The sequence below is a fragment of the Pseudomonas sp. Arb-4-2C genome, assembly GCF_055755015.1.
On the sequence record NZ_CM146899.1, the window covers coordinates 1,467,370 to 1,486,587 of the forward strand.

15 protein-coding genes and 1 pseudogene are annotated in these 19,218 nt (G+C 60.1%); 7 read left to right on the forward strand and 9 right to left on the reverse strand.

Annotated features, from left to right (window positions below; genetic code table 11):
• The first annotated feature begins 48 nt into the window (after window positions 1-48).
• The 5 genes from AC0J41_RS06690 to AC0J41_RS06710 all read left to right on the forward strand — a co-directional run bounded on the left by AC0J41_RS06690 (window position 49) and on the right by AC0J41_RS06710 (window position 6,533).
• Complete coding sequence (locus AC0J41_RS06690) at window positions 49-390, forward strand: helix-turn-helix domain-containing protein (RefSeq protein ID WP_025111970.1); 342 nt, start codon at window positions 49-51, stop codon at window positions 388-390.
• Window positions 387-758, forward strand: a complete 372-nt coding sequence (locus AC0J41_RS06695) for a hypothetical protein (RefSeq protein WP_003223109.1) — start codon at window positions 387-389, stop codon at window positions 756-758. Before AC0J41_RS06690 ends, AC0J41_RS06695 begins: the two co-directional genes overlap by 4 nt.
• Window positions 759-1,166 (forward strand): SEL1-like repeat protein, encoded by a 408-nt coding sequence (locus AC0J41_RS06700; RefSeq protein WP_473014927.1) that lies wholly within the window; start codon window positions 759-761, stop codon window positions 1,164-1,166. It begins immediately after the preceding gene.
• Between the two features lie 238 nt (window positions 1,167-1,404).
• The gene (locus tag AC0J41_RS06705; protein WP_473014928.1) at window positions 1,405-6,177 is read left to right on the forward strand and encodes an RHS repeat-associated core domain-containing protein; all 4,773 of its coding nucleotides are present in this window, start codon (window positions 1,405-1,407) and stop codon (window positions 6,175-6,177) included.
• A complete protein-coding gene (locus tag AC0J41_RS06710) occupies window positions 6,174-6,533 on the forward strand; it encodes a hypothetical protein (protein ID WP_473014929.1) in 360 nt (119 codons plus the stop codon). Before AC0J41_RS06705 ends, AC0J41_RS06710 begins: the two co-directional genes overlap by 4 nt.
• Window positions 6,534-6,612: 79 nt before the next feature.
• On the opposite strand, the gene AC0J41_RS06715 is transcribed toward AC0J41_RS06710, so the two are convergent.
• Both AC0J41_RS06715 and AC0J41_RS06720 read right to left on the reverse strand, forming a co-directional pair.
• Entirely contained in the window at window positions 6,613-8,403 is a 1,791-nt protein-coding gene (locus AC0J41_RS06715) for a bifunctional diguanylate cyclase/phosphodiesterase (RefSeq protein ID WP_473014930.1), read from the reverse strand.
• A gap of 133 nt (window positions 8,404-8,536) precedes the next feature.
• On the reverse strand, window positions 8,537-10,621 hold the full coding sequence (locus tag AC0J41_RS06720) for a carboxy terminal-processing peptidase (RefSeq protein WP_177327381.1): 2,085 nt from the start codon (window positions 10,619-10,621) through the stop codon (window positions 8,537-8,539).
• Between the two features lie 138 nt (window positions 10,622-10,759).
• On the opposite strand from AC0J41_RS06720, the gene AC0J41_RS06725 reads away from it, so the two are divergent.
• Window positions 10,760-11,722, forward strand: a complete 963-nt coding sequence (locus AC0J41_RS06725; protein ID WP_473014931.1) for a zinc-binding dehydrogenase — start codon at window positions 10,760-10,762, stop codon at window positions 11,720-11,722.
• A 117-nt stretch (window positions 11,723-11,839) separates the two neighbouring features.
• On the opposite strand, the gene AC0J41_RS06730 is transcribed toward AC0J41_RS06725, so the two are convergent.
• From AC0J41_RS06730 to AC0J41_RS06755, 6 genes are all read right to left on the reverse strand, one after another.
• Window positions 11,840-12,493, reverse strand: coding sequence for an HAD family hydrolase (locus AC0J41_RS06730; protein WP_473014933.1), 654 nt, complete (start codon window positions 12,491-12,493; stop codon window positions 11,840-11,842).
• Window positions 12,494-12,604: 111 nt separating this feature from the next.
• Entirely contained in the window at window positions 12,605-13,594 is a 990-nt protein-coding gene (locus tag AC0J41_RS06735) for an ABC transporter ATP-binding protein (protein ID WP_473014934.1), read from the reverse strand.
• A complete protein-coding gene (locus AC0J41_RS06740) occupies window positions 13,591-14,391 on the reverse strand; it encodes an ABC transporter permease (RefSeq protein ID WP_003223125.1) in 801 nt (266 codons plus the stop codon). The genes AC0J41_RS06735 and AC0J41_RS06740 overlap by 4 nt, the downstream gene beginning before the upstream one ends.
• Entirely contained in the window at window positions 14,378-15,214 is an 837-nt protein-coding gene (locus AC0J41_RS06745) for an ABC transporter permease (RefSeq protein ID WP_177327382.1), read from the reverse strand. Before AC0J41_RS06745 ends, AC0J41_RS06740 begins: the two co-directional genes overlap by 14 nt.
• Window positions 15,215-15,219: 5 nt before the next feature.
• Window positions 15,220-16,026 (reverse strand): alkaline phosphatase family protein, encoded by an 807-nt coding sequence (locus AC0J41_RS06750; protein WP_473014935.1) that lies wholly within the window; start codon window positions 16,024-16,026, stop codon window positions 15,220-15,222.
• A 180-nt stretch (window positions 16,027-16,206) separates the two neighbouring features.
• A complete protein-coding gene (locus tag AC0J41_RS06755; protein WP_025113379.1) occupies window positions 16,207-17,274 on the reverse strand; it encodes an ABC transporter substrate-binding protein in 1,068 nt (355 codons plus the stop codon).
• Between the two features lie 351 nt (window positions 17,275-17,625).
• Here AC0J41_RS06755 and AC0J41_RS06760 point away from each other — a divergent pair, with 351 nt between their 5' ends.
• Window positions 17,626-18,339, forward strand: coding sequence for a UTRA domain-containing protein (locus AC0J41_RS06760; RefSeq protein WP_025113378.1), 714 nt, complete (start codon window positions 17,626-17,628; stop codon window positions 18,337-18,339).
• A 588-nt stretch (window positions 18,340-18,927) separates the two neighbouring features.
• Here AC0J41_RS06760 and AC0J41_RS06765 read toward each other — a convergent pair.
• A pseudogene (locus AC0J41_RS06765) lies at window positions 18,928-19,203 on the reverse strand (amidohydrolase); the annotation flags it as partial.
• Window positions 19,204-19,218: the final 15 nt, after the last annotated feature.

The following is a 19,218-nucleotide window of genomic DNA, read 5'->3' on the forward strand; positions in this document are numbered from 1 at the left end:
TAGGGAAAAGTGCCGACTCGCTAAGTGTTGTTGTCCTACGGGGTAGTCATGGATATTCAGATAATTGCACGCGATGGCGAACCCGAATACGCGGTTCTGCCATGGGTCCAGTATCAGGCTCTACTGAAAGCAGCAGGCATCAAGGAAACACCGCAGCAGCAGGCGCCAGTGCCGGCCGCAGCATCGCCGGACCCGATTCTTCCAGGTCTGGATCAATTACGCAGTTTGCGCGAAGGGAAGGGCATCGCCATCGAGGCGCTGGCCCGCACGGTAGGCATCAGCCCGTCTTATCTGGCCATGATCGAAAGTGGCGAGCGTCAGCCTGACGCCGCGATTCGCCGCAGCCTGGCCTGGGAACTGACGGTGCCCGGTTGGAGGGATGAATCGTGAGCGTACGCATCAGTCGTCAACATTGGGACGGATTGCTGGGGGAATTGGATCAGGCGCGCCGTCAGCGCCATTTACTGACCTATCGGGCGTTGCTCGAACGTTTGCAACTGCCGACGCCGGCGATGCAGACCCTGACCGCCGCACTGGAACATCTCGCCGCACTCGACGCCAAGGCCGAACAACCGTTGCGCAGTTCGCTGGTGATCAGCCAGGGCGCAAGCCGCCTGCCACGTACCGGTTTCTTTGAATGCGTTGAACGTCTGGGGCGTTTTTCCGGGCCATCTGATGGCGTTGCCGCAGCCTCCTGGCATGCGTCGGAAGTGGTCAGGGTTTTCGAATACGAATACCCGGAATCGGCGGAGGCCTGAGTGTTCTTACGACTCAAGGCGCAGCTCAGTTACTGGCTGGCACGCCGGTTGTTTCACTGGTCGTGGTTTGTCCGTCAGCCTCGAGGCTGGCGTTGGCTCGAAGGGCAGTTCGCGCGCATGGCCAACCTTGGCGACGTCGGCGCGCAGAGCTTTTACGGGCACATTCTGACGTTTCGTGGTGTTGGCCTGGGCGCCCGCGAAGAGGGTGTGCGGTTGTTGCGTCTGGCGGCCCTCGCCGGTGATGGCAAAGCGGCTTATCAGGTCGGGGTGATCAGCCTGGCCGGCACTGCGAGCAAGGCGCCCGATCCGACGGAAGCAGTGCGTTGGTGGACCCTGGCCGCCAAGGCTGGACACCCGTTGGCCGAGCATAAACTCAAAGAGCTGAGTGAGCGGGATTCAACACAGTAAATTCATTTGTGTCGGCCCGATAAACGTGGCGTGAGGGAAACCTCACGCCACGTTTGCGTTTATCGCTATACGTTTTGTAGTAATAGGTCTTTTGCAGATTAGTCCTACAGCAAACGCCTACTCGCCTGACTTCTTTCCTGATTGATTCCCCGCAAAGTCCCCGCGCCTAATTTTTGCGCGAGGGAACGTTCATGTTTGACCCGGTTTTTCATTCCACCCCGCAGGGTGGCGTGCGCTGATGGACGCCGTCAGCCGTATCGAGCAGGAACTCGACAGCTTCCCCGACACCCTCAACCTCTATCGCCAACAGCTTGAGCATTGGTTGAGCCGTGCGGCTGATCAGGTCAGTCACGCGGCGGATCTGCCGTCACTGATGGGCATGGAGCGGATCATCCGCTTCGGCGATCGCGTGACCGCCGTCAGCACTGGCGACAACGATTTTTTCTCCAGCGTCGTCCAGTGCCCGCAGGGCGGGGTGATGGCGATCGAGAGCAAGTTCGAGTCGGTGTACGACATCCCGCTGGGCGACATCGTGGTCGATGTGGTGGCGGTGGATGGTGGAACGATCACCCCGGTCACGCTGGATGCGCAGGGGAAGGGCTCATTCGCCGGCGAGGCGGGCAAGTTCTACCGGGTCCAGGTGCGCAGTGAGGTCACTCCGGAGCAGATCGACGATCTGTTTACCGCTTATGGCGGGTTGACGCGTGAACTGGATGGCTGGCTGCGTAGCGAGTGGCAAGGGTTCAGGCCGCAGTGGTCGCAGTCGGTGGCGACGGCGGCAGGCAACGGCATGCTCGCCGGGAGCTGGGCGGCGATCGAGGGCGTGTGGGACAGCATCGGCATGCTGTCGGAGATTCTGCAGGATCCCGGCAAGTTTGCCGAACGGCTGGGGAGCGCGGCGGATGATCTGATCGAGCTGGCGCAAACCGCTCCACAGGTGATGGAGAAGCTGCAACTGCTGGTCAGCGACGAGGCGGCACTGTGTTTGCTGCTGCGTGCTGCGAGTCTCTGGATGGAGATGCTGCCGCCCAGTCAGATCGCCGGCAAAACCGCTGAAACGGCGTCGATGATGATCGTGCAGGTGCTGATCGATGTGCTGATCGGCGTTGTGCTGACATTCGTCGGGGCTGGCGCAGGTATCGCTTATCTGACCCTGCGCCTGGCGGATCGCGCCGCCCAACTGCTCTCGGTTATGAAACGCCTGGTCAAGGCGATTTTCGGCATTGTCAACACGTTCATCCATTACGTCGACCAGTACAAAACTGTCGCAGCGCGGGGCATTGCCGCCGGAGTGAAAAAGGGCCGCCTGCAGTTGCGCTGGGATGCGAAGCGCAATGCCGCACTAAAGAAAAACGAGCACCACGATAACGCTCCCGATCAAGCGAAAAACCCCAACGGCGACAGCGCCGATTGCGCCCTGCTGACGTGCACCAATGGCTGTCCGGTGTCGATGGTCACTGGCGAAGAACTGCTGACCCTCACCGATGGCACGCTGGATGGGCGCCTGTCGTTCGAGTTCACCCGGTTGTATCGCACCAGCGCGGTCGAGATCGACGTCGGTCTGGGGTTTGGCTGGAGTCATTCGCTGGCGCATCGGCTGGCGTTCGATGGCGATGCGGTGGTCTGGATCGACCATGAGAACCGAAGCACACGGTTTCCCTTGCCCAGTGTTGAACGGCCGGCGATTCACAACAGCCTGTCGCGGGCGGCGATTTTTCTGGGGGATGAGCCGGAGGAGCTGATTGTTGCGCTGGCCGGGGATGCGGCGCGGTTTTATCACTTTCGCGCCGGGCGGTTGGGGGCGATCAGTGATGCGTATGGCAATCGGCTGACCGTTTCTCGTGATCATCAGGAGCGGATTGTTCGTCTCGACAATGGCGCGGGGCGGTCGCTGCTGTTGCGTTATGACCGGGCGCAACTGGTCGCTGTCGACTATCAGTCCTTTGGCTCTGACGGGACTGGCTGGCATACCGAACAGACCCTGATCAGCTACCGCTACGACGCCCGCCAGCGTCTGCTGGAAGCGACCCATTCGGTTGGTGACAGCGAGCGTTACGACTACGACGACGCCCACGTCATCCTGCAGCGGCAATTGACCGGTGGTGCGAGCTTCTTCTGGGAGTGGGAGCGTTCCGGCAAAGCCGCGCGTTGCGTGCGGCACTGGGCGTCGTTCTCGCAGATGGACACGCGTTACGTCTGGGCGGATGACGGCAGCGTCGCCGTGCACTACGTCGACGGCACTGAAGAAGCCTACGTCCACGATGACAGCGCACGGCTGGTGCGCAAGGTCGAGGCCGATGGCGGTGAGTATCTCAAGGCCTATGACGCTGCAGGGCGGCTGATCGCCGAGCAGGATCCGCTCGGCGCCGTCACCGAGTACCGCTACGACGAAGTCGGACGCTTGGTGGCGCTGCTTCCGCCGCAGGACGAGCCGACGTCCTACGAGTACCGCAACGGTTTCCTGCACCGCCGTTCTCGCGGCGAGGCGACGTGGACCTGGCGTCGCAACGCCGAGGGGGATGTTACCGAGGCGGTCGATCCCGACGGGCGAGTCACCTATTACTACTACGACACCCGTGGGCAGCTGCTGTCGATCCGTTACCCGGACAGCAGTCGGCATCAGCTGGCATGGAACAATCTCGGCCAACTGACAGAGGAAACCCTGCCCGACGGCGGCGTGCGGCGTTTTTCCTACGATGCGCTGGGGCGCCGGACGAGCACTTGCGACGAACACGGTGCTGTCACTCGCCAGCAGTGGGACGCCGCTGGCCGACTGGTCCAGACGACCTTGCCTACCGGCGCCACCCGCGCCTACAGCTACGGCGCTTACGGTCAGGTCACCGCCGAGCGCGACGAACTCGGACGCATTACCCGTTACGAGTATGACGACGACCTGCACCTGGTCTCGCGCCGGATCAATCCCGACGGCACGCGGCTGCAGTATCGCTATGACCATGCGCAACTGCTGCTGACGGAAATCGAGAACGAGTCCGGGGAAAAGTACCGCCTGGACTACACGCCCACCGGACTGATCCGACAGGAAACCGGCTTCGACGGGCGGCGCACCGCGTACGCCTATGACCGCAATGGTCATCTGCTGGAAAAGACCGAATTCGGCGATGACGGCTCGACGCGGGTCACCGCTTACGCGCGTGATACGGCCGGACGCCTGCTGCTGAAAACCCTGCCCGACGGGGTTGAAGTGGCTTACCGCTATGACCGCTTGGGTCGGTTAACCGGTGTCGATGACGGCCAGCAACATCCACTGGCCTTCGAATACGACCGGCAGGATCGGCTGATCACCGAGCACCAGGGCTGGGGCACCTTGCGTTACGCCTATGACGCCTGCGGCCAGCTCAAACGCCAGCGTCTGCCGGACAACAGCACGCTCGACTACCACTACGCCAAGGGCGGTGCGCTGACCGCCATCGACCTCAACGGCGCACGGCTGACCAGCCACATCTATCAATCGGGTCGCGAACAACAACGCCAGCAAGGCCTGCTGCGCAGCGACTACGCCTACGACGACCAGGGCCGTTTACTCGCCCACGCCGTAGGCCATCAGCACGACTCGCTGTACCGCCGCGATTATGCCTACAGCGCCAACGGCAATCTGGAGCACATTGCCGACACCCGCCACGGCCAGCGCACCTACGCCTACGACGCCCTCGACCGGCTGATTCGTGTGCGCCACTCGCGCGACGAATTGCCGGAATCCTTCGCCCACGACCCGGCCGGCAACCTGCTGATGCAGGACCGTCCCGGCCCTACCCGGATCAAGGGCAACCGCCTGCTGATGCAGGGCGACCGTCATTACGACTACGACGCCTTCGGCAACCTGATCCGCGAACGTCGTGGTCGTGATCACCTACTGGTCACCGAATACCGCTACGACTGCCAGCACCGCCTGATCGGCCTGACCCGCCCCGACGGCAACACCGCGACCTACCAGTACGACGCCTTCGGCCGGCGCATCCGCAAGACCGTCGACGGGGTCAGCACCGAGTTCTTCTGGCAAGGCGACCACCTCGTCGCCGAAAGCAGCCCGACCCACCACCGCAGCTACGTCTACGAACCCGGCACCTTCCGCCCACTGGCGCTGCTCGACGGCAAAGGCCCGAAAAAAGCCTGCCCGTTCTACTACCAACTCGACCACCTCGGCACCCCGCAGGAACTCACCGACTACAGCGGCGAAATCGTCTGGTCGGCGCAGTACGACGCCTACGGCAAAGTCTCGGCGATCACCCTGGCGGGCGAAGACTACCTGGATCAGCCGCTGCGGTTTCAGGGGCAGTATTTCGATGCGGAGAGCGGACTGCATTACAACCGGCACCGGTATTACGACCCGAGGCTGGGACGGTATCTGACGCCGGATCCCATCAAGCTGGCGGGTGGGCTGAATCAGTATCGGTATGTGCCGAATCCGACGGGGTGGGTGGATCCGTTGGGGTTGAGCTGTAGTTGTCCGCCGCCGGATCCGCGACGTCCGATGCGGTACGAGGCCGGTCGCGTGGTCGTCGAAGAAGGAGCGCCTCCGCTGCCAAAAATGACGGCGCAGGAGCGGCGGGCGAGGCTTGATGAGGTGGCGGAAGAAAATGCTCATCGGCGTTTGGATGAAATGGAGAAAACTAGGCGAGACGCGCACTCCTTGGAGAAACATGGCAAACAGACCACTCTGGCTTCTCAGCAGGAACGTTCAATGACGGGAAGAAACCCAACAACTGGGGAGATTGAGGTTTACACCAACGGAAGACGAGCAGGGCAGCCAAAAATACCCAGTGCGGCCACTCACTTTTTTAGTTATCGAGATCAACTGAACGCCATACATCGTGCTCAACTTATTTTCAGGCGCAATGGCCAAATGGCGTCAAAAGAGCCTATGCATATGGGGAAGGTTGTTGGAGAGGGGTACAAAAGGGGAGGCGTCATTTACGGGCGGCAAACACATGCGGTAGTAGTTCTCGATAGCGTAGCGAATCCGATAACGTCTTATACGGAATTTATGAATTGAAACGTAAGCCTGAATATTTTGTTTTGCGTGGTCTGCTTTTTCTATTTGATATAGAAAATACTCACGACGATGCCCGTGAGAAGGTCATCGTTTCGAAGAATGTCAATGACAGGGAAGAGCTTGCTCAGCTATTTGATATTCTTATGAAGCCTGAGTTTCTTACTTATAGTGGTCATGACCGGGAGTGGTGTATTGACACACTGAAGCACTACTTGGAGGTTGGTGATAGCTTTGATGAGGTATTCACAAGAATCACAACTTATTTTGATGATGACGTAGAGGATCAACGTCAGTTTATGCAGGTTTTGTTGAATTGTTTATTGAAGTATCACGTCGACGACTCAGGGGGGGGGTAAGGCCCAAACAATTAGGCTTATTGGACTACCCCCTTCGCGAGCAAGCCCGCTCCCACAGGGATTTGTGTCGTCTGGGGCGTTAGCGTTGGCCGATTAGTTGTGGAGGGTGGAGGTCGGGCGTGTTGAGGCTATCAATCACATGCACGCTATACCCCGGAACATTCTTCGCATGATGCTTCGCCTGCGAAGCCATCTCCGCCAGTTGGCTGGCATCCAGTTCTGCGCAAGCTGCGGGGTGCAGATGAACGACGCCGATGGAGAGTGACAGCAGTGGAAACTCCTGCCGCACACCTTGACGGTTCGGGGCGATGAAACATCCGGCATCGAGGTGTTCAGGGCGATAGAAGCGCCGGCATTGGCTCTGGAAGTCGTCGAGCAGCTGGTTGAGACGTTTGCGCCAGTCTTCCGGGCCGAGGACGAGGAGGAAGTCGTCGCCGCCGATGTGGCCGACGAAGTCGCGGGACGGGTCGACGCGTTCGTTCAGGCATTGCGCCAGGCACAGCAGGACTTCGTCGCCACGGCCGTAGCCGTAGATGTCGTTGAAGGGTTTGAAGCTGTCGATATCGACGTAGCAGATGATCGATTCGCGGCCCTGTTGCAGCAGGCGGGTCAGGCATTGCTGGATCGGCACATTGCCGGGCAGCAGGGTCAGCGGGTTGGCGTAGCGAGCCTGCTGGATTTTCAGTTCGGTGATCAGTTTGAGCACGTCGATCACCCGACCCAGGCCGAGATAACCGCCGTTGAGGGTGATGATGAAATCTTCTTCGATGCGCTGGCGGGCGCGACTGGTGATCAGGCGGCTGACCTGCTGCAGCGACTGGCTCATTTCCACGGCGAGGAAGTCGTCGTTCATCAGGCGGCTGATCGGCTTGCGTGCGAACAGGTCAGTGGCGAATGGTTTGAGCAGCGCGTCGGACAGCGAATGCCGATGGACGATGCCGCACGGCTGGCCGAGTTCGTCGAGCACTGCCAGTGAGTTGAGATTGGCCTGGCGGCGGAAGGCTTCCAGCACCGTGGCGGTCGGGGTGTCGCGATGCACGGCTGGTTGGTCGTTGAGCAGGGCACTGAGGTCGCTGCCTTCGTCGTTCAACGCGACGGCGCTGCTGTCGTGTTTGGGCATCAGGGCTCGGGCATCGCGCGGCGGATGTTCCTGTGGACGACCGAGCAAGTAACCCTGTACCAGATCGACGCCCATTTCGGTCAACACCGCCAGCTCTTCCGGCAACTCGATACCCTCGGCAATCACCTGCGCTCGCGAAGCCTTGGCGATTTGCAGGATCGAGCCGACGAACTCTCGCTTCAACGCATCCTGATGAATGCCGTCGATGAAGTGGCGGTCGATCTTCACGTAATCAGGGCGCAGCTCGGACCACAGGCGCAAGCTCGAATAGCCGGCCCCAAGGTCATCCAGCGCAATTGAAAAACCCATCGCGCGATAGTGATGCAGCGCAGTTTGCAGCAACTGGAAATCGTCGATCGGTGTCTGTTCGGTGAGTTCGATCACCACTTGGCTCGGTGGTATGCCGAAATCCTGCAGTAGCTGCAGGGTGCGTCCCGGCTGGTGCGCCGCTTCGAGCAGGGATTCCGGGGAGACGTTGAGGAACAGCTTGCCCGGCAGTTGCTGCTCGTTGAAACGGCGGCAGGCAGACTGGCGGCAGGCGATTTCCAGTTCGCTCAAGCGGCCGGCCTGTCGCGCCACGGCGAACAGCGCGATAGGCGAGTGCAGAGGGCTGTTGGACGGGCCACGAGTCAGGGCTTCGTAGCCGAGAATGCGGCGTTCGGAGAGACAGATGATTGGCTGGAACAGACTGTGCAAACCGCTTTGAGTCAGGATCGAGCTCAAGGCACTCAGCTGTTCGGTCGTGGTCATGGCAATCTCTGGCGATAAAAAAAGGACTGGGAGCGCTCTTGCTTGAAGAGGCGCTCCCAGTCCTTTATTTCACGACAGAATGATGACTGTTTGATGACGCTCCGGGGAGCGCCACCACTAAATTGCCATCATCTTACTTCTTGGCTACCTGATTGCTCAGCTTCAGGTAATCCAGCAGCACGCGCCCGGTTTCGCTCAGGTAGGCGTCGTCTTCTGGCTTGACCTTGTCCGGCTCGGCTGCCGCGAGGGCGTCGTCGTCTTCTTTCTTCAGCTCTTTGAGCGGTTCTTCGCCTTTGGCTTTGCGACGGATGTTCTCCATCGCCAGTTGCTTGGCGTCGATGTCAGTGTGCTGGGCACGGCGTTCGGCTTCGTTGAGGCTGACGGTTTTTTCTTCCATCAGCTTCTGCGCCAGGGCCAGCTTGTCGCGTATGAACACGAACTCGGCGTCTTTGGCACTGCGTGCATCATGCTCGGACTTGAGCTGCGCCAGGTACGGCTTGAACGGATCGACCGCAGGCTTGATCGCCGCCTTGATGGTGTCCCACGGCATGGCTTCCGGCAGAGCGCTTTCGCCGATTTCCTTGGTGTCGATGATCGACGGATAATCGATGTCCGGGAGGACGCCCTGATGCTGGGTGCTTTGACCGGAAACCCGGTAGAACTTGGCCAGAGTCAGTTTCAGTTCGCCATGGTTCAGCGGCTGAATGGTCTGCACGGTGCCCTTGCCGAAGGTCTGACCACCGATGATCAGTGCGCGATGGTAGTCCTGCATGGCGCCGGCGAAGATCTCCGAAGCCGAGGCGGACAGGCGGTTGACCAGCAGTGCCATCGGGCCTTTGTAGAACGCGCCCGGGTTTTCATCTTCCAGTACATCGACGCGGCCATCGGCGTTACGCACGAGAACGGTCGGGCCCTTGTCGATGAACAGGCTGGTCAGCTCGGTGGCTTCCTGCAGGGAGCCGCCGCCGTTGTTGCGCAGGTCGATGACCACGCCATCGACTTTCTCTTTCTGCAGTTCGGTCAGCAGTTTCTTGACGTCACGGGTGGTGCTCTTGTAGTCCGGATCACCGGCACGGAACGCCTTGAAGTCGAGGTAGAAGGCCGGGATCTCGATCACGCCGAGCTTGTAGTCCTTGCCGTCCTGTTTCAGGCTCAGGATGGATTTTTTCACGGCCTGATCTTCAAGCTTCACCGCTTCGCGGGTGATCGGCACGATCTTGCTGGTCTGGTCGTTCGGCGCATTGCTGGCCGGAATCACTTCCAGGCGCACCACGGTGCCTTTCGGGCCGCGGATCAGCTTGACCACTTCGTCCAGGCGCCAGCCCACTACGTCGACCATCTCTTTGTTGCCCTGGGCAACGCCGATGATCTTGTCGGCCGGTGCGACCTGCTTGGTCTTGTCGGCCGGGCCTGCCGGCACCAGACGCACGACTTTCACTTGATCGTTGTCGCTCTGCAACACGGCGCCGATGCCCTCCAGGGACAGGCTCATGTTGATGTCGAAGTTCTCCGCGTTATCCGGCGACAGATAGTTGGTGTGCGGGTCGTACGACATGGCGAAGGTGTTGATGTACGCCTGGAAGATGTCTTCCGGACGGGTCTGGTCCAGGCGCGCCAACTGGTTCTTGTAGCGCTTGGTCAGGGTTTCCTGGATCTGCTTCGGCTCTTTGCCGGCGATCTTCTGCCGCAGCACTTCGTCCTTGACGCGTTTGCGCCACAGGTCGTCGAGTTCGGCAGTGGATTTGAGCCAAGGGGCGTCCTTGCGATCGATCAGCAAGGTTTCCTTGGTGGTGAAGTCCATCTTGTCGACGCCCTTGTTCAGCTCCGCAATGGCGAAGTCCAGACGCGCCTTGACGCGGTCCAGATAGCGCTTGTAGATGGTGAACCCGGCGTTGAGGTCGCCGCTTTTGAGGAAGTCGTCGAACTGGGTCTTCCACTTGTCGAATTCGGCGATGTCGCTGGCCATGAAGTAGCTGCGCGACGGATCCAGCAGCTTGATGTAGCTGTCGTAGATGATCACCGAGCGCGCATCGTCGAGCGGCGGCTTGCTGTAGTGGTGACGCTTGAGCAACTCGACGACGTTGAGACTGGCGATCACTTCGTCGCGATCAGGCTGCAAGTTGTCCCAGCTGTTGGCTGCGAATGTTTTGCCCGACATCGGCAAAAGACCGATACCGATGAAAAGAGCGAGGGCGGTGCTGGGGAGCAAATGCTTCATGCTGATTCGACGCGGGGACAATTGATAACGCATATTAGGCCGTCTTTGAAGTCGCCGGTTCTACGAGAGCCGGTCGCATAATGCAAAAAGCCCGGCGCTACAGCTTCGGGCTCAGTCCAGACTCACTATGGAGGCACTGTGAAGGCATTGCAAGGCGTTGAAGGTCAAGTGGCATGGGTTGAAGAGCCGAGTCCTGCGTGTGATGTAGGACAAGTGCGCATTCGCGTGGCGGCAGCCGGCCTCAATCGCGCCGATTTATTACAGAAAGCCGGGCTTTATCCACCACCGCCCGGCGCCAGCCAGGTGCCTGGTCTTGAGTGTTCCGGGGTGATCAGCGAGGTCGGCGCCGGCTCTTCCTGGCAGGTCGGTGACCGGGTCTGCGCCTTGCTGGCCGGAGGCGGGATGGCCGAAGAGGTGGTGGTCGACGGGCGGCATGTGCTGCCGGTGCCCGAGGGCGTCTCGCTGATCGAGGCCGCGGCATTACCCGAGGTTTATGCAACGGTCTGGCTGAATGTGTTTCAGCTGGCGGCGCTCAAACCCGGTGAGAAAGTTCTCCTGCACGCCGGAGCAAGTGGAATTGGTTCAGCGGCCATTCAGCTGTGCAAGGCGTTCGGCAACCCGTGCTGGGTCAGCGTCGGTACGGCCGAGCGCCTGGCCTACTGTGAAGCGCTGGGGGCCCAGGGCGGCGTGGTGCGCAGCGACGACCTGGAGAGTCTGCGCGACTTCGCACCGTTTGACGTGATCCTTGATCCGGTCGGCGGCACTTACGCCGCGCTGAACCTCAAACTGATGGCGCTCGACGGGCGTTGGGTATTGATCGGGTTGATGGGCGGGCGAGAGTCGAAACTGGACCTGGCGCAGGTGCTGGCCAAGCGTGTGCAGTTGCTTGGTTCGACCTTGCGCAGCCGTGATGATCAATTCAAGGCGGACCTGCTCAGTGACCTGGGGCAGCACGTATGGCCGCTGTTTGCCGAAGGGCGGTTGAGTCCGCAACTGGCCAAGGCTTTCCCGGTGAAAGATGCTGAGGCGGCGTTTGCCGAACTGGCGAGCAACACGGTGGCGGGGAAGGTGGTGCTGGTGATTGATCACAGCCTGAGTTGATAACACCGGAAAACCTGTGGGAGCGGGCTTGCTCGCGAAAGCGGAGTGTCAGTCGATAAATTCTTGACTGATTCACCGCCTTCGCGAGCAAGCCCGCTCCCACATTTGAATCTATGTTTACTTCCAGAGGTGGATCGGCCAGCCGGCCTTCTCGGCATGCTCCAGCAACACCGGATCCGGGTTCACCACATGCGGGAAATCCACCTTCAGCAACAACGGCAAGTCATTGCGTGAGTCGGAATAAAAACTCGCGCCCTCAAGGTTTTCTTCCTCGGCGTCCAGCCACTCCAGCAAACGGGTGATCTTGCCTTCGCGGTAGGTCAGGGTGCCAACGGTGTGACCGCTGTAAACGCCGTGCGCGACTTCCAGTTCGATCCCCAGAATTTCATCGATGCCCAAGCGCTCGGCAATCGGTTTGACCAGGTGCGTACCCGACGCCGAGATCACCAGAATCCGGTCGCCGGCCTTGCGGTGGGCGGCGATGGTCTTGGTCGCGTCGCTGAAGATGATCGGCTCGATGAAGTCTTCCACCCACGGGCCGACCAGATGCTCGACTTCTTCCGGAGTGCGCCCGATCAGCGGTTCGAGGCTGAACTCCATGAACTCTTCCATGCGCAATTTGCCATGGCTGTAGGCGTCCATCAGCTCGTTGTTCTTGCGCATGAACGATTCGGGATCGACCCAGCCCAGACGCCCCATCTGCTCGCTCCAGAGGGTGGCGCAGTCGCCGTGGATCAGGGTTTCGTCCAGATCAAAAATTGCCAGGGCCATCGGTTCTCTCCGAGAACAGCTGCGAGCTACAAGCTTCGAGCTGCAAGAATTGGAATCAGGTTCGCCGCAGTCTACAGCTTGAGGCTTGTAGCTCGAAGCTTGCAGCTGCTTTTAAGCTACTTCGCAGAGGGCCGTCGGATCGATGGAAAGTGCCAGGCGCTGACCGTCGGGATGCAGATCCGCCGCTGAGCGGTTGAGCACGTCCACCACCAGTTCCACGCCGCGCGCCTCGACGCGATAGCGGATCACATTGCCGAGCAGGCTGTGGCTGCGGATCTGCGCATCGAGTTCGCCATTGAGGCTCAGTTCGATGGCTTCCGGACGAATCGCGATGCGGTGGTTGATCGGCCGTTGCAGCAGCTTTGATGCGTCCTCGGCGTCGAGCAGGTTGTAATTGCCGATGAAGCCGGCGGCGAACAGATCCACCGGCGCGGTGTACAAGGTTTCGGCGTCGCCGCTCTGGACGATTTTCCCTTGGTTCATCAGGAAAATCCGGTCGGACATGGTCAGCGCTTCTTCCTGATCGTGGGTGACGAAAATAGTGGTCAGGCCGAGTTCGCGCTGGATCTGCCGAATCTGCTCGCGCAGGTGTTTGCGAATCCGCGCATCCAGCGCCGACAGCGGTTCGTCCAGCAGCAGCAGGCGTGGACGGGTGACCAGCGAGCGGGCGAGGGCGACGCGCTGGCACTGGCCACCGGAGAGCTGGTGCGGATAGCGGCCGGCGAAGTCGGCGAGCTCAACCAGTTGCAGCACTTCTGAGACACGCTTGTGGCTGTCGTCGGCATTGACCTTTTGCATCCGCAGGCCGAAGGCAACGTTCTGTTCAACGGTCATGTTGGGGAACAGTGCGTAGCTCTGGAACACCATGCCGATCCCGCGTTTTTGCGGACTCAGCGGCACGATGTCGACGCCATCGAGCAGGATCTTGCCGCCATCGACCGGCGTCAGGCCGGCAATGCAGCGCAGCAGCGTTGACTTGCCGCAACCCGAAGGGCCGAGCAGGGTGACGAATTCGCCCTTGTTGATTTCGCAGTTGATGTCGCTGAACACCGTGGTGCCGGCGTAGTTTTTCTTCAGGTTCTGGACGCTGACATAGCTCATTCGCTTTTGTCCTTGTTCAAGATGTTGGCGATCCAGGTCAGGACCAGCACAAAAAAGAAGTAAGAAATAACCAGCGCACTGGTGAAGTGGCCACTGCTGTTGCGCATGTTGTTCAGATATACCTGCAGGGTTTCATAGCGCGTGCCGACGAGGATGTTGGCGAACACGAACTCACCGAACAGGAACGAGAACGACAGCAGCAGCGCGACCATCAGGCCTTTGCGCAGGTTCGGCAGCACCACCAGGAACGCTGCCTGAAAGGTGCTGGCGCCGAGTAGTTGGGCGGCGTCCATCAGGTCGCGCAGGTTGATCGCCTGCAGGTTGTTGGTGATCGCCCGGTACATGAACGGCAGCGCCACGGTGAAGTAGCAACCGATCAGGATCCACGGCGTGCCGACCATCGCCAGTGGCCCGGAACCGTAGAGCTGCAACAGCCCCACCGACGACACCACCGGCGGCACCGCGAAGGGCAGCAGGATCAGGATGTTCATCAGCGCATCGAGTTTTGGAAAGTGGTAATGCACCACGAACAGCAGCGGCAGAATCAGCACCACTGACAGCACCAGGGCGCCGACGCACACCAGCAACGATTGGCCGAAGGCGTGCAGAAAGCGCGGATCGCTCCACAGCTGGATATACCACTTGAAGGTGAAGCCACTGGGCAGGATGGTTGCCGACCAACTGCTGGCGATCGAGTAGATCAACGTGCCCACCAGTGGCAGCAGCAGGATCGCGAACAACAGATAAACCACGACGCGGTGGTAGACGCCGGCCGGGCCGGATTCAGCGCGAGACATGGTAGCTCCTCTTCAACAGCAGTTGATGCACGACGGTGACGATGGTCATCAACGCCACCAGCACCACGGCCAGAGCGCTGGCCAGGTTCGGGTCCAGCGAAATGTCGCCGGAGACCATCGCCGCGATGCGGATCGGCAGCACGTTGAAGTTGCCGGTGGTCAGCGCGTAGACCGTGGCGTAGGCGCCGAGGGCATTGGCCAGCAGGATCACGAAAGTGCCGAGCAGCGCCGGGGTCAGCACCGGCAGACCGATGTGGCGCCAGAACTGCCAGCCGTTGGCGCCCAGCAGCGCGGCGGACTCACGCCAGTCTTCACGCAGGGCGTCGAAGGCCGGGTAGAGCAGCAGCACACCGAGAGGAATCTGGAAGTAGGTGTAGAGGATGATCAGGCCGGTTTTCGAGTACAGGTTGAAATCCTGAATGATCCCGGCCTGCTTGAGCATGATGGTGATGCTGCCGTTGAAGCCGAGCAGGATGATGAACGCGAAGGCCAGGGGCACGCCGGCGAAGTTGCTGGTCATGTTGGCAAAGGCATTCACGAAGTTGCGCAGTTTCGAGTCGACCCGGCGCAGGGAGTAGGCACCGAGCACGGCGATGATGATGCCGAACACACTCGACCAGAAACTGATCTCGAGGCTGTACTGGATCGCCTGCAAATAGAACTTCGAGCTGAAGATCTTGCTGAAGTTTTCGAAGCCCCAGCCGAACTCTTCCGACTGCAGGCTGTTGATCATCACCCACACCAGCGGGGCGATTTCGAACACGATGAAGAACAGTGCGAAGGGCACGAGGCACAGGGCTGCCAGCCATTTACCACGGGTCATCGAGTTCACTTGAGCAACTCCCGGCACACAGGTTTGTCGTGTGGCACGCCAAGCAGTTCGCAGACAGTGCCGCAGATTTCAGTCTGCTTCGGCGCCGCGTCAGTGTTCAGGCTGAAGGCGTCACCGAGGACGAACAGCGGCACCTGGCGTTCTTCCGGCAGCAATCCGTTGTGCGAGCGGTCATTGTTCATGCCGTGGTCGGCGGTCACCAGCACCTGATAACCGGCGTCGAGCCAGCCTTGCAGATAATCGGCGAGGATGACGTCCGCCGAGCGCGCGCTGTTGCGGTACTGCGAGGAGTCGAGACCGTGCTTGTGGCCGGCGTCATCGATGTTCATCGGGTGGATCAGCAGGAAGTTCGGCGCATGGCGCAGGCGCAGGTTCTCCGCGTCGGCGAACAGGTGCGAATCCGGGTAGTGGTCACTCCAGTAGAAGTGGCCATGCTGGATCGGCAGCGACAGGTTGTCGGTATGCCGGTCGCGTGCTGCCACGAACGGCGAACGGTTGTACAGCTCGCTGACCCAATGGTAGGCCGCCGCCGCGGTTTTCAGGCCGGCGTCGCGGGCGTAGTGATAGATGCTGCGCTGGTTGGACAGGCGCGCAACATTGTTGTGGACGATGCCGCTGTCGATTGGCGGCACGCCGGTGAGGATGCATTCGTAAAGCGGTCGGGACAGGGCCGGCAACTCGCACTCCAACTGATAGAGCGCGGCGCGTCCTGCGCCAACGTAAGCCTGCAGATGCCCCATGGCGTGTCGTGCGACTTCAAAATTGAGGCCGTCGAGCACGACAAGGATGACGTTGTGCTTCATAGGGGCAAAAACTCCGCGAAACAGTAGATTTCAGATTCAACCTGGATCCCCTGTGGGAGCGGGCTTGCTCGCGAACGCGGAGTGTCAGTCGCTAAATGCTTGACTGATCTACCGCTTTCGCGAGCAAGCCCGCTCCCACATTTGGATCTCCAACCAATCACACTACGGTGATTCGCCGCTTTACTTCATCTCGACGATGACTTCTTCGTTCCACTTCTGCGGCAGGGCCTTGGAGGTTTTTTCCCAGGCGTCGGCGTCCTTGATCGGCGTGACCTTCTTGTACTGCTCGTTTGGCAGCAGCTTGGCTTTCACGTCTTCCGGCAGTTGCAGGTGCTCGGCGCGGATCGGGCGGGCGTTGCCGCGTGCGAGGTTGGTCTGGCCGGCGTCGCTGAAGATGTATTCGCGGGTCAGCTTGGCGGCGTTCGGGTTCTTCGCGTACTTGTTGATGATGGTGGTGTAGCCGGAAATCACCGAGCCGTCGGACGGGATCAGCACCACGTAGTCATCCGGGTTGGCCATCTTGGCCTTGTAGCTCAGGCCGTTGAAGTCCCAGACCACACCGACTTCGATCTCGCCTTTTTCCATGGTGGCGATGGTCGGGTTGGCCATCGACAGGCGACCCTGCTTGGCGATGTCTGCAAACAGCAGCAGGGCCGGCTGGATGTTCTTCTCGTCGCCACCGTTGGCCAGGGCGGCGGCGAGAACGCCGTTGGCGGCTTGCGCAGCGGTGCTCACGTCACCGATGGAGACCTTGTATTTGCCGCCCTTGAGGTCAGCCCATTTGGTCGGCACTTCGGAGCCGTGCAGCAGCTTCTTGTTGACGATGAAGGCGATGGTGCCGGTGTAGGCCAGCGCCCAGTTGCCATCCTTGTCCTTGGCCCAGGCCGGAACCTGATCCCAGGTGCTTGGCTTGTACGGTTGCACTACGCCTTGCTTGACCGCGATCGGGCCGAAGGCAGCACCGACGTCGCCGATGTCGGCGGTGGCGTTGTCTTTTTCAGCGGCGAACTTGGCGATTTCCTGGGCCGAGCTCATGTCGGTGTCGATGTGTTTCAGGCCATAGGTCTTGGCCAGGTCTTCCCAGGTGCCTTTCCAGTTGGCCCAGTCATCGGGCATGCCGACGCTGTTGACGGCGCCTTCCGCTTTCGCAGCGGCTTCGAGGGTTTTCAGGTCGGTGTCGGCCGCCATGGCGGCGGTGCACATTGCAATGGTCGAGCCTAACAGTGTTGCCAGGAAAAGCTGTTTCATTCCGAAGCTCCTTGGTCGTGTTCAACGCTGCGATTGCGGTTTGTGTTGGTCTAGGTCAGCAATACCTGAGCCAATTTAAGGGGGCTGGATGACACTTTGATGTCGGCGCTCGTCCGGCAGGGATTTTATTGGCCCGGTTTCGACGGTTGCCCGGTAAGCGTAGACCAAGGTCAAAGCCCCGGTTGGCAAGGGACTTGGCCGATGTATTGCAAGTCATGAGGGCGACCGTCGAGCGGGTTTGTCATCTCTCGGTCATCTGCACTGCCTAGGCTTGCAACACATGGAAACGGTTTGCCGCCGTTCGGTTTTTGCCCCGAAACAGTGCTGGTCTAGTCCAGATAGGTAACGTTGATGCGCGATGAGGCAACAAAAGCGGTGACAGCCATCGGCCAGGTGTTGCAGGAGCAACTGGATCACGGACTGCTCGCGCCCGGTAGCAAGTTGCCGGCCGAGCGCAAGCTCAGTGAGTTGTTCGGTACCACGCGGATTACTGTGCGCGAGGCATTGTTGCAACTGGAGGCGCAGGGGCAGATTTATCGCGAGGAGCGGCGTGGCTGGTTCGTTTCACCGCCGCGTCTGGCTTACAACCTGATGCAGCGCAGCCACTTTCACGCGATGGTCAGTGCGCAGGGGCGGGTGCCTTCGACCGAGGTGATTTCGGCGCGTCTGCAGCCAGCGTCGGTGGCGGTGTGTGCGTTATTGCAGTTGCCGGCGTTGTCGAGCGTGATTCAGATTTGTCGGTCACGGCGGATTGATGGGCGGCTGGTTTTGTATGTGGAGCACTATCTGAATCCGCAGTATTTTCCCGGGATTCTGGGGTTTGATTTGAATCAGTCGATGACCGAGTTGTATGCGCGGCATTACGATTTGCACTACGGGCGAGTGCGGTTCGAGATTGTGCCAACGTCATTGTCGGTGGATGCGGCAGCGGCTTTGCGGGTGTCGGTGGGGAGTCCGGGGTTGCGGATTGCTCGGGTTAATTATGATCAGCATGAGCGGTTGATTGATTGTGATCTGGAGTTTTGGCGGCATGATGCGATTCACGTAGGGGTTGATGTGGTTTGACCTTGGCGGCCTGTGGGCCGACCAGGTTCTTGGGTTCTTGGGTTTTTGGGTGGATATCCGTTGCTGTGGTAACGGCTGCTTAGGGTTTCGCCCTTACGGCGAGTCACTTTTGCAGACGCCCAAAAGTAACCAAAACGCTGGGCCCCGGCGTACGGCCCTCGCTTAGGCTCGGGTTCCTTCGTTACGGGATTCATCCGGGGGCATCGCCTCCGGTTTGCTTCGCTGCACCTCCTCTCGATGTGTTCGACTCCGTCGAACGGTCGCTGCGCTCCCACCCCCGGATGAACCCCTCCACTCAGCCTGCCGATGGGGCCGGCACGGCAAGATCAAGAGCTTTCGGCGAGCTGACACTCGGCCTGTTGAGTGGTGAAAAGCATGTGCTCGGCTTTAGTGCTTCTGTGGGAGCCAGCCTGCTGGCGATGGCGGCCTGACAGCCGATCTATCTCCAACTGACCGCCCCCAATCTAATTGTAGGAGTGGGCCTGCTCACGAAGGCGACCTGACAGCCGACCAATTTCCAACTGACCGCCCCCAATCTAATTGTAGGAGTGAGCCTGCTCGCGAAGCCGTCCTCACAATCCCCCATCTCTATCTGGCAACCTCAGCATTGCCATACAAATAATCCGTCGCCAGCGACGCCATTGTCCTCACCCCAACCACCAGCGCCGACTCATCCACAAAGAACCCCGGATTATGATTCGGCGCGGCTTTGCTCATGTCCTGATCCCGTGGCGTCACCCCGAGAAACACAAACAACCCCGGCACTTCCTTGGCAAAGAACGAGAAGTCTTCCGCACCGCCCACCAGCGGTGCATTCACCACATCATCCCTGGCCGCCCACTTCAGCGTCGGCAGCATTTTTTGGTTATTGTTTTTCTG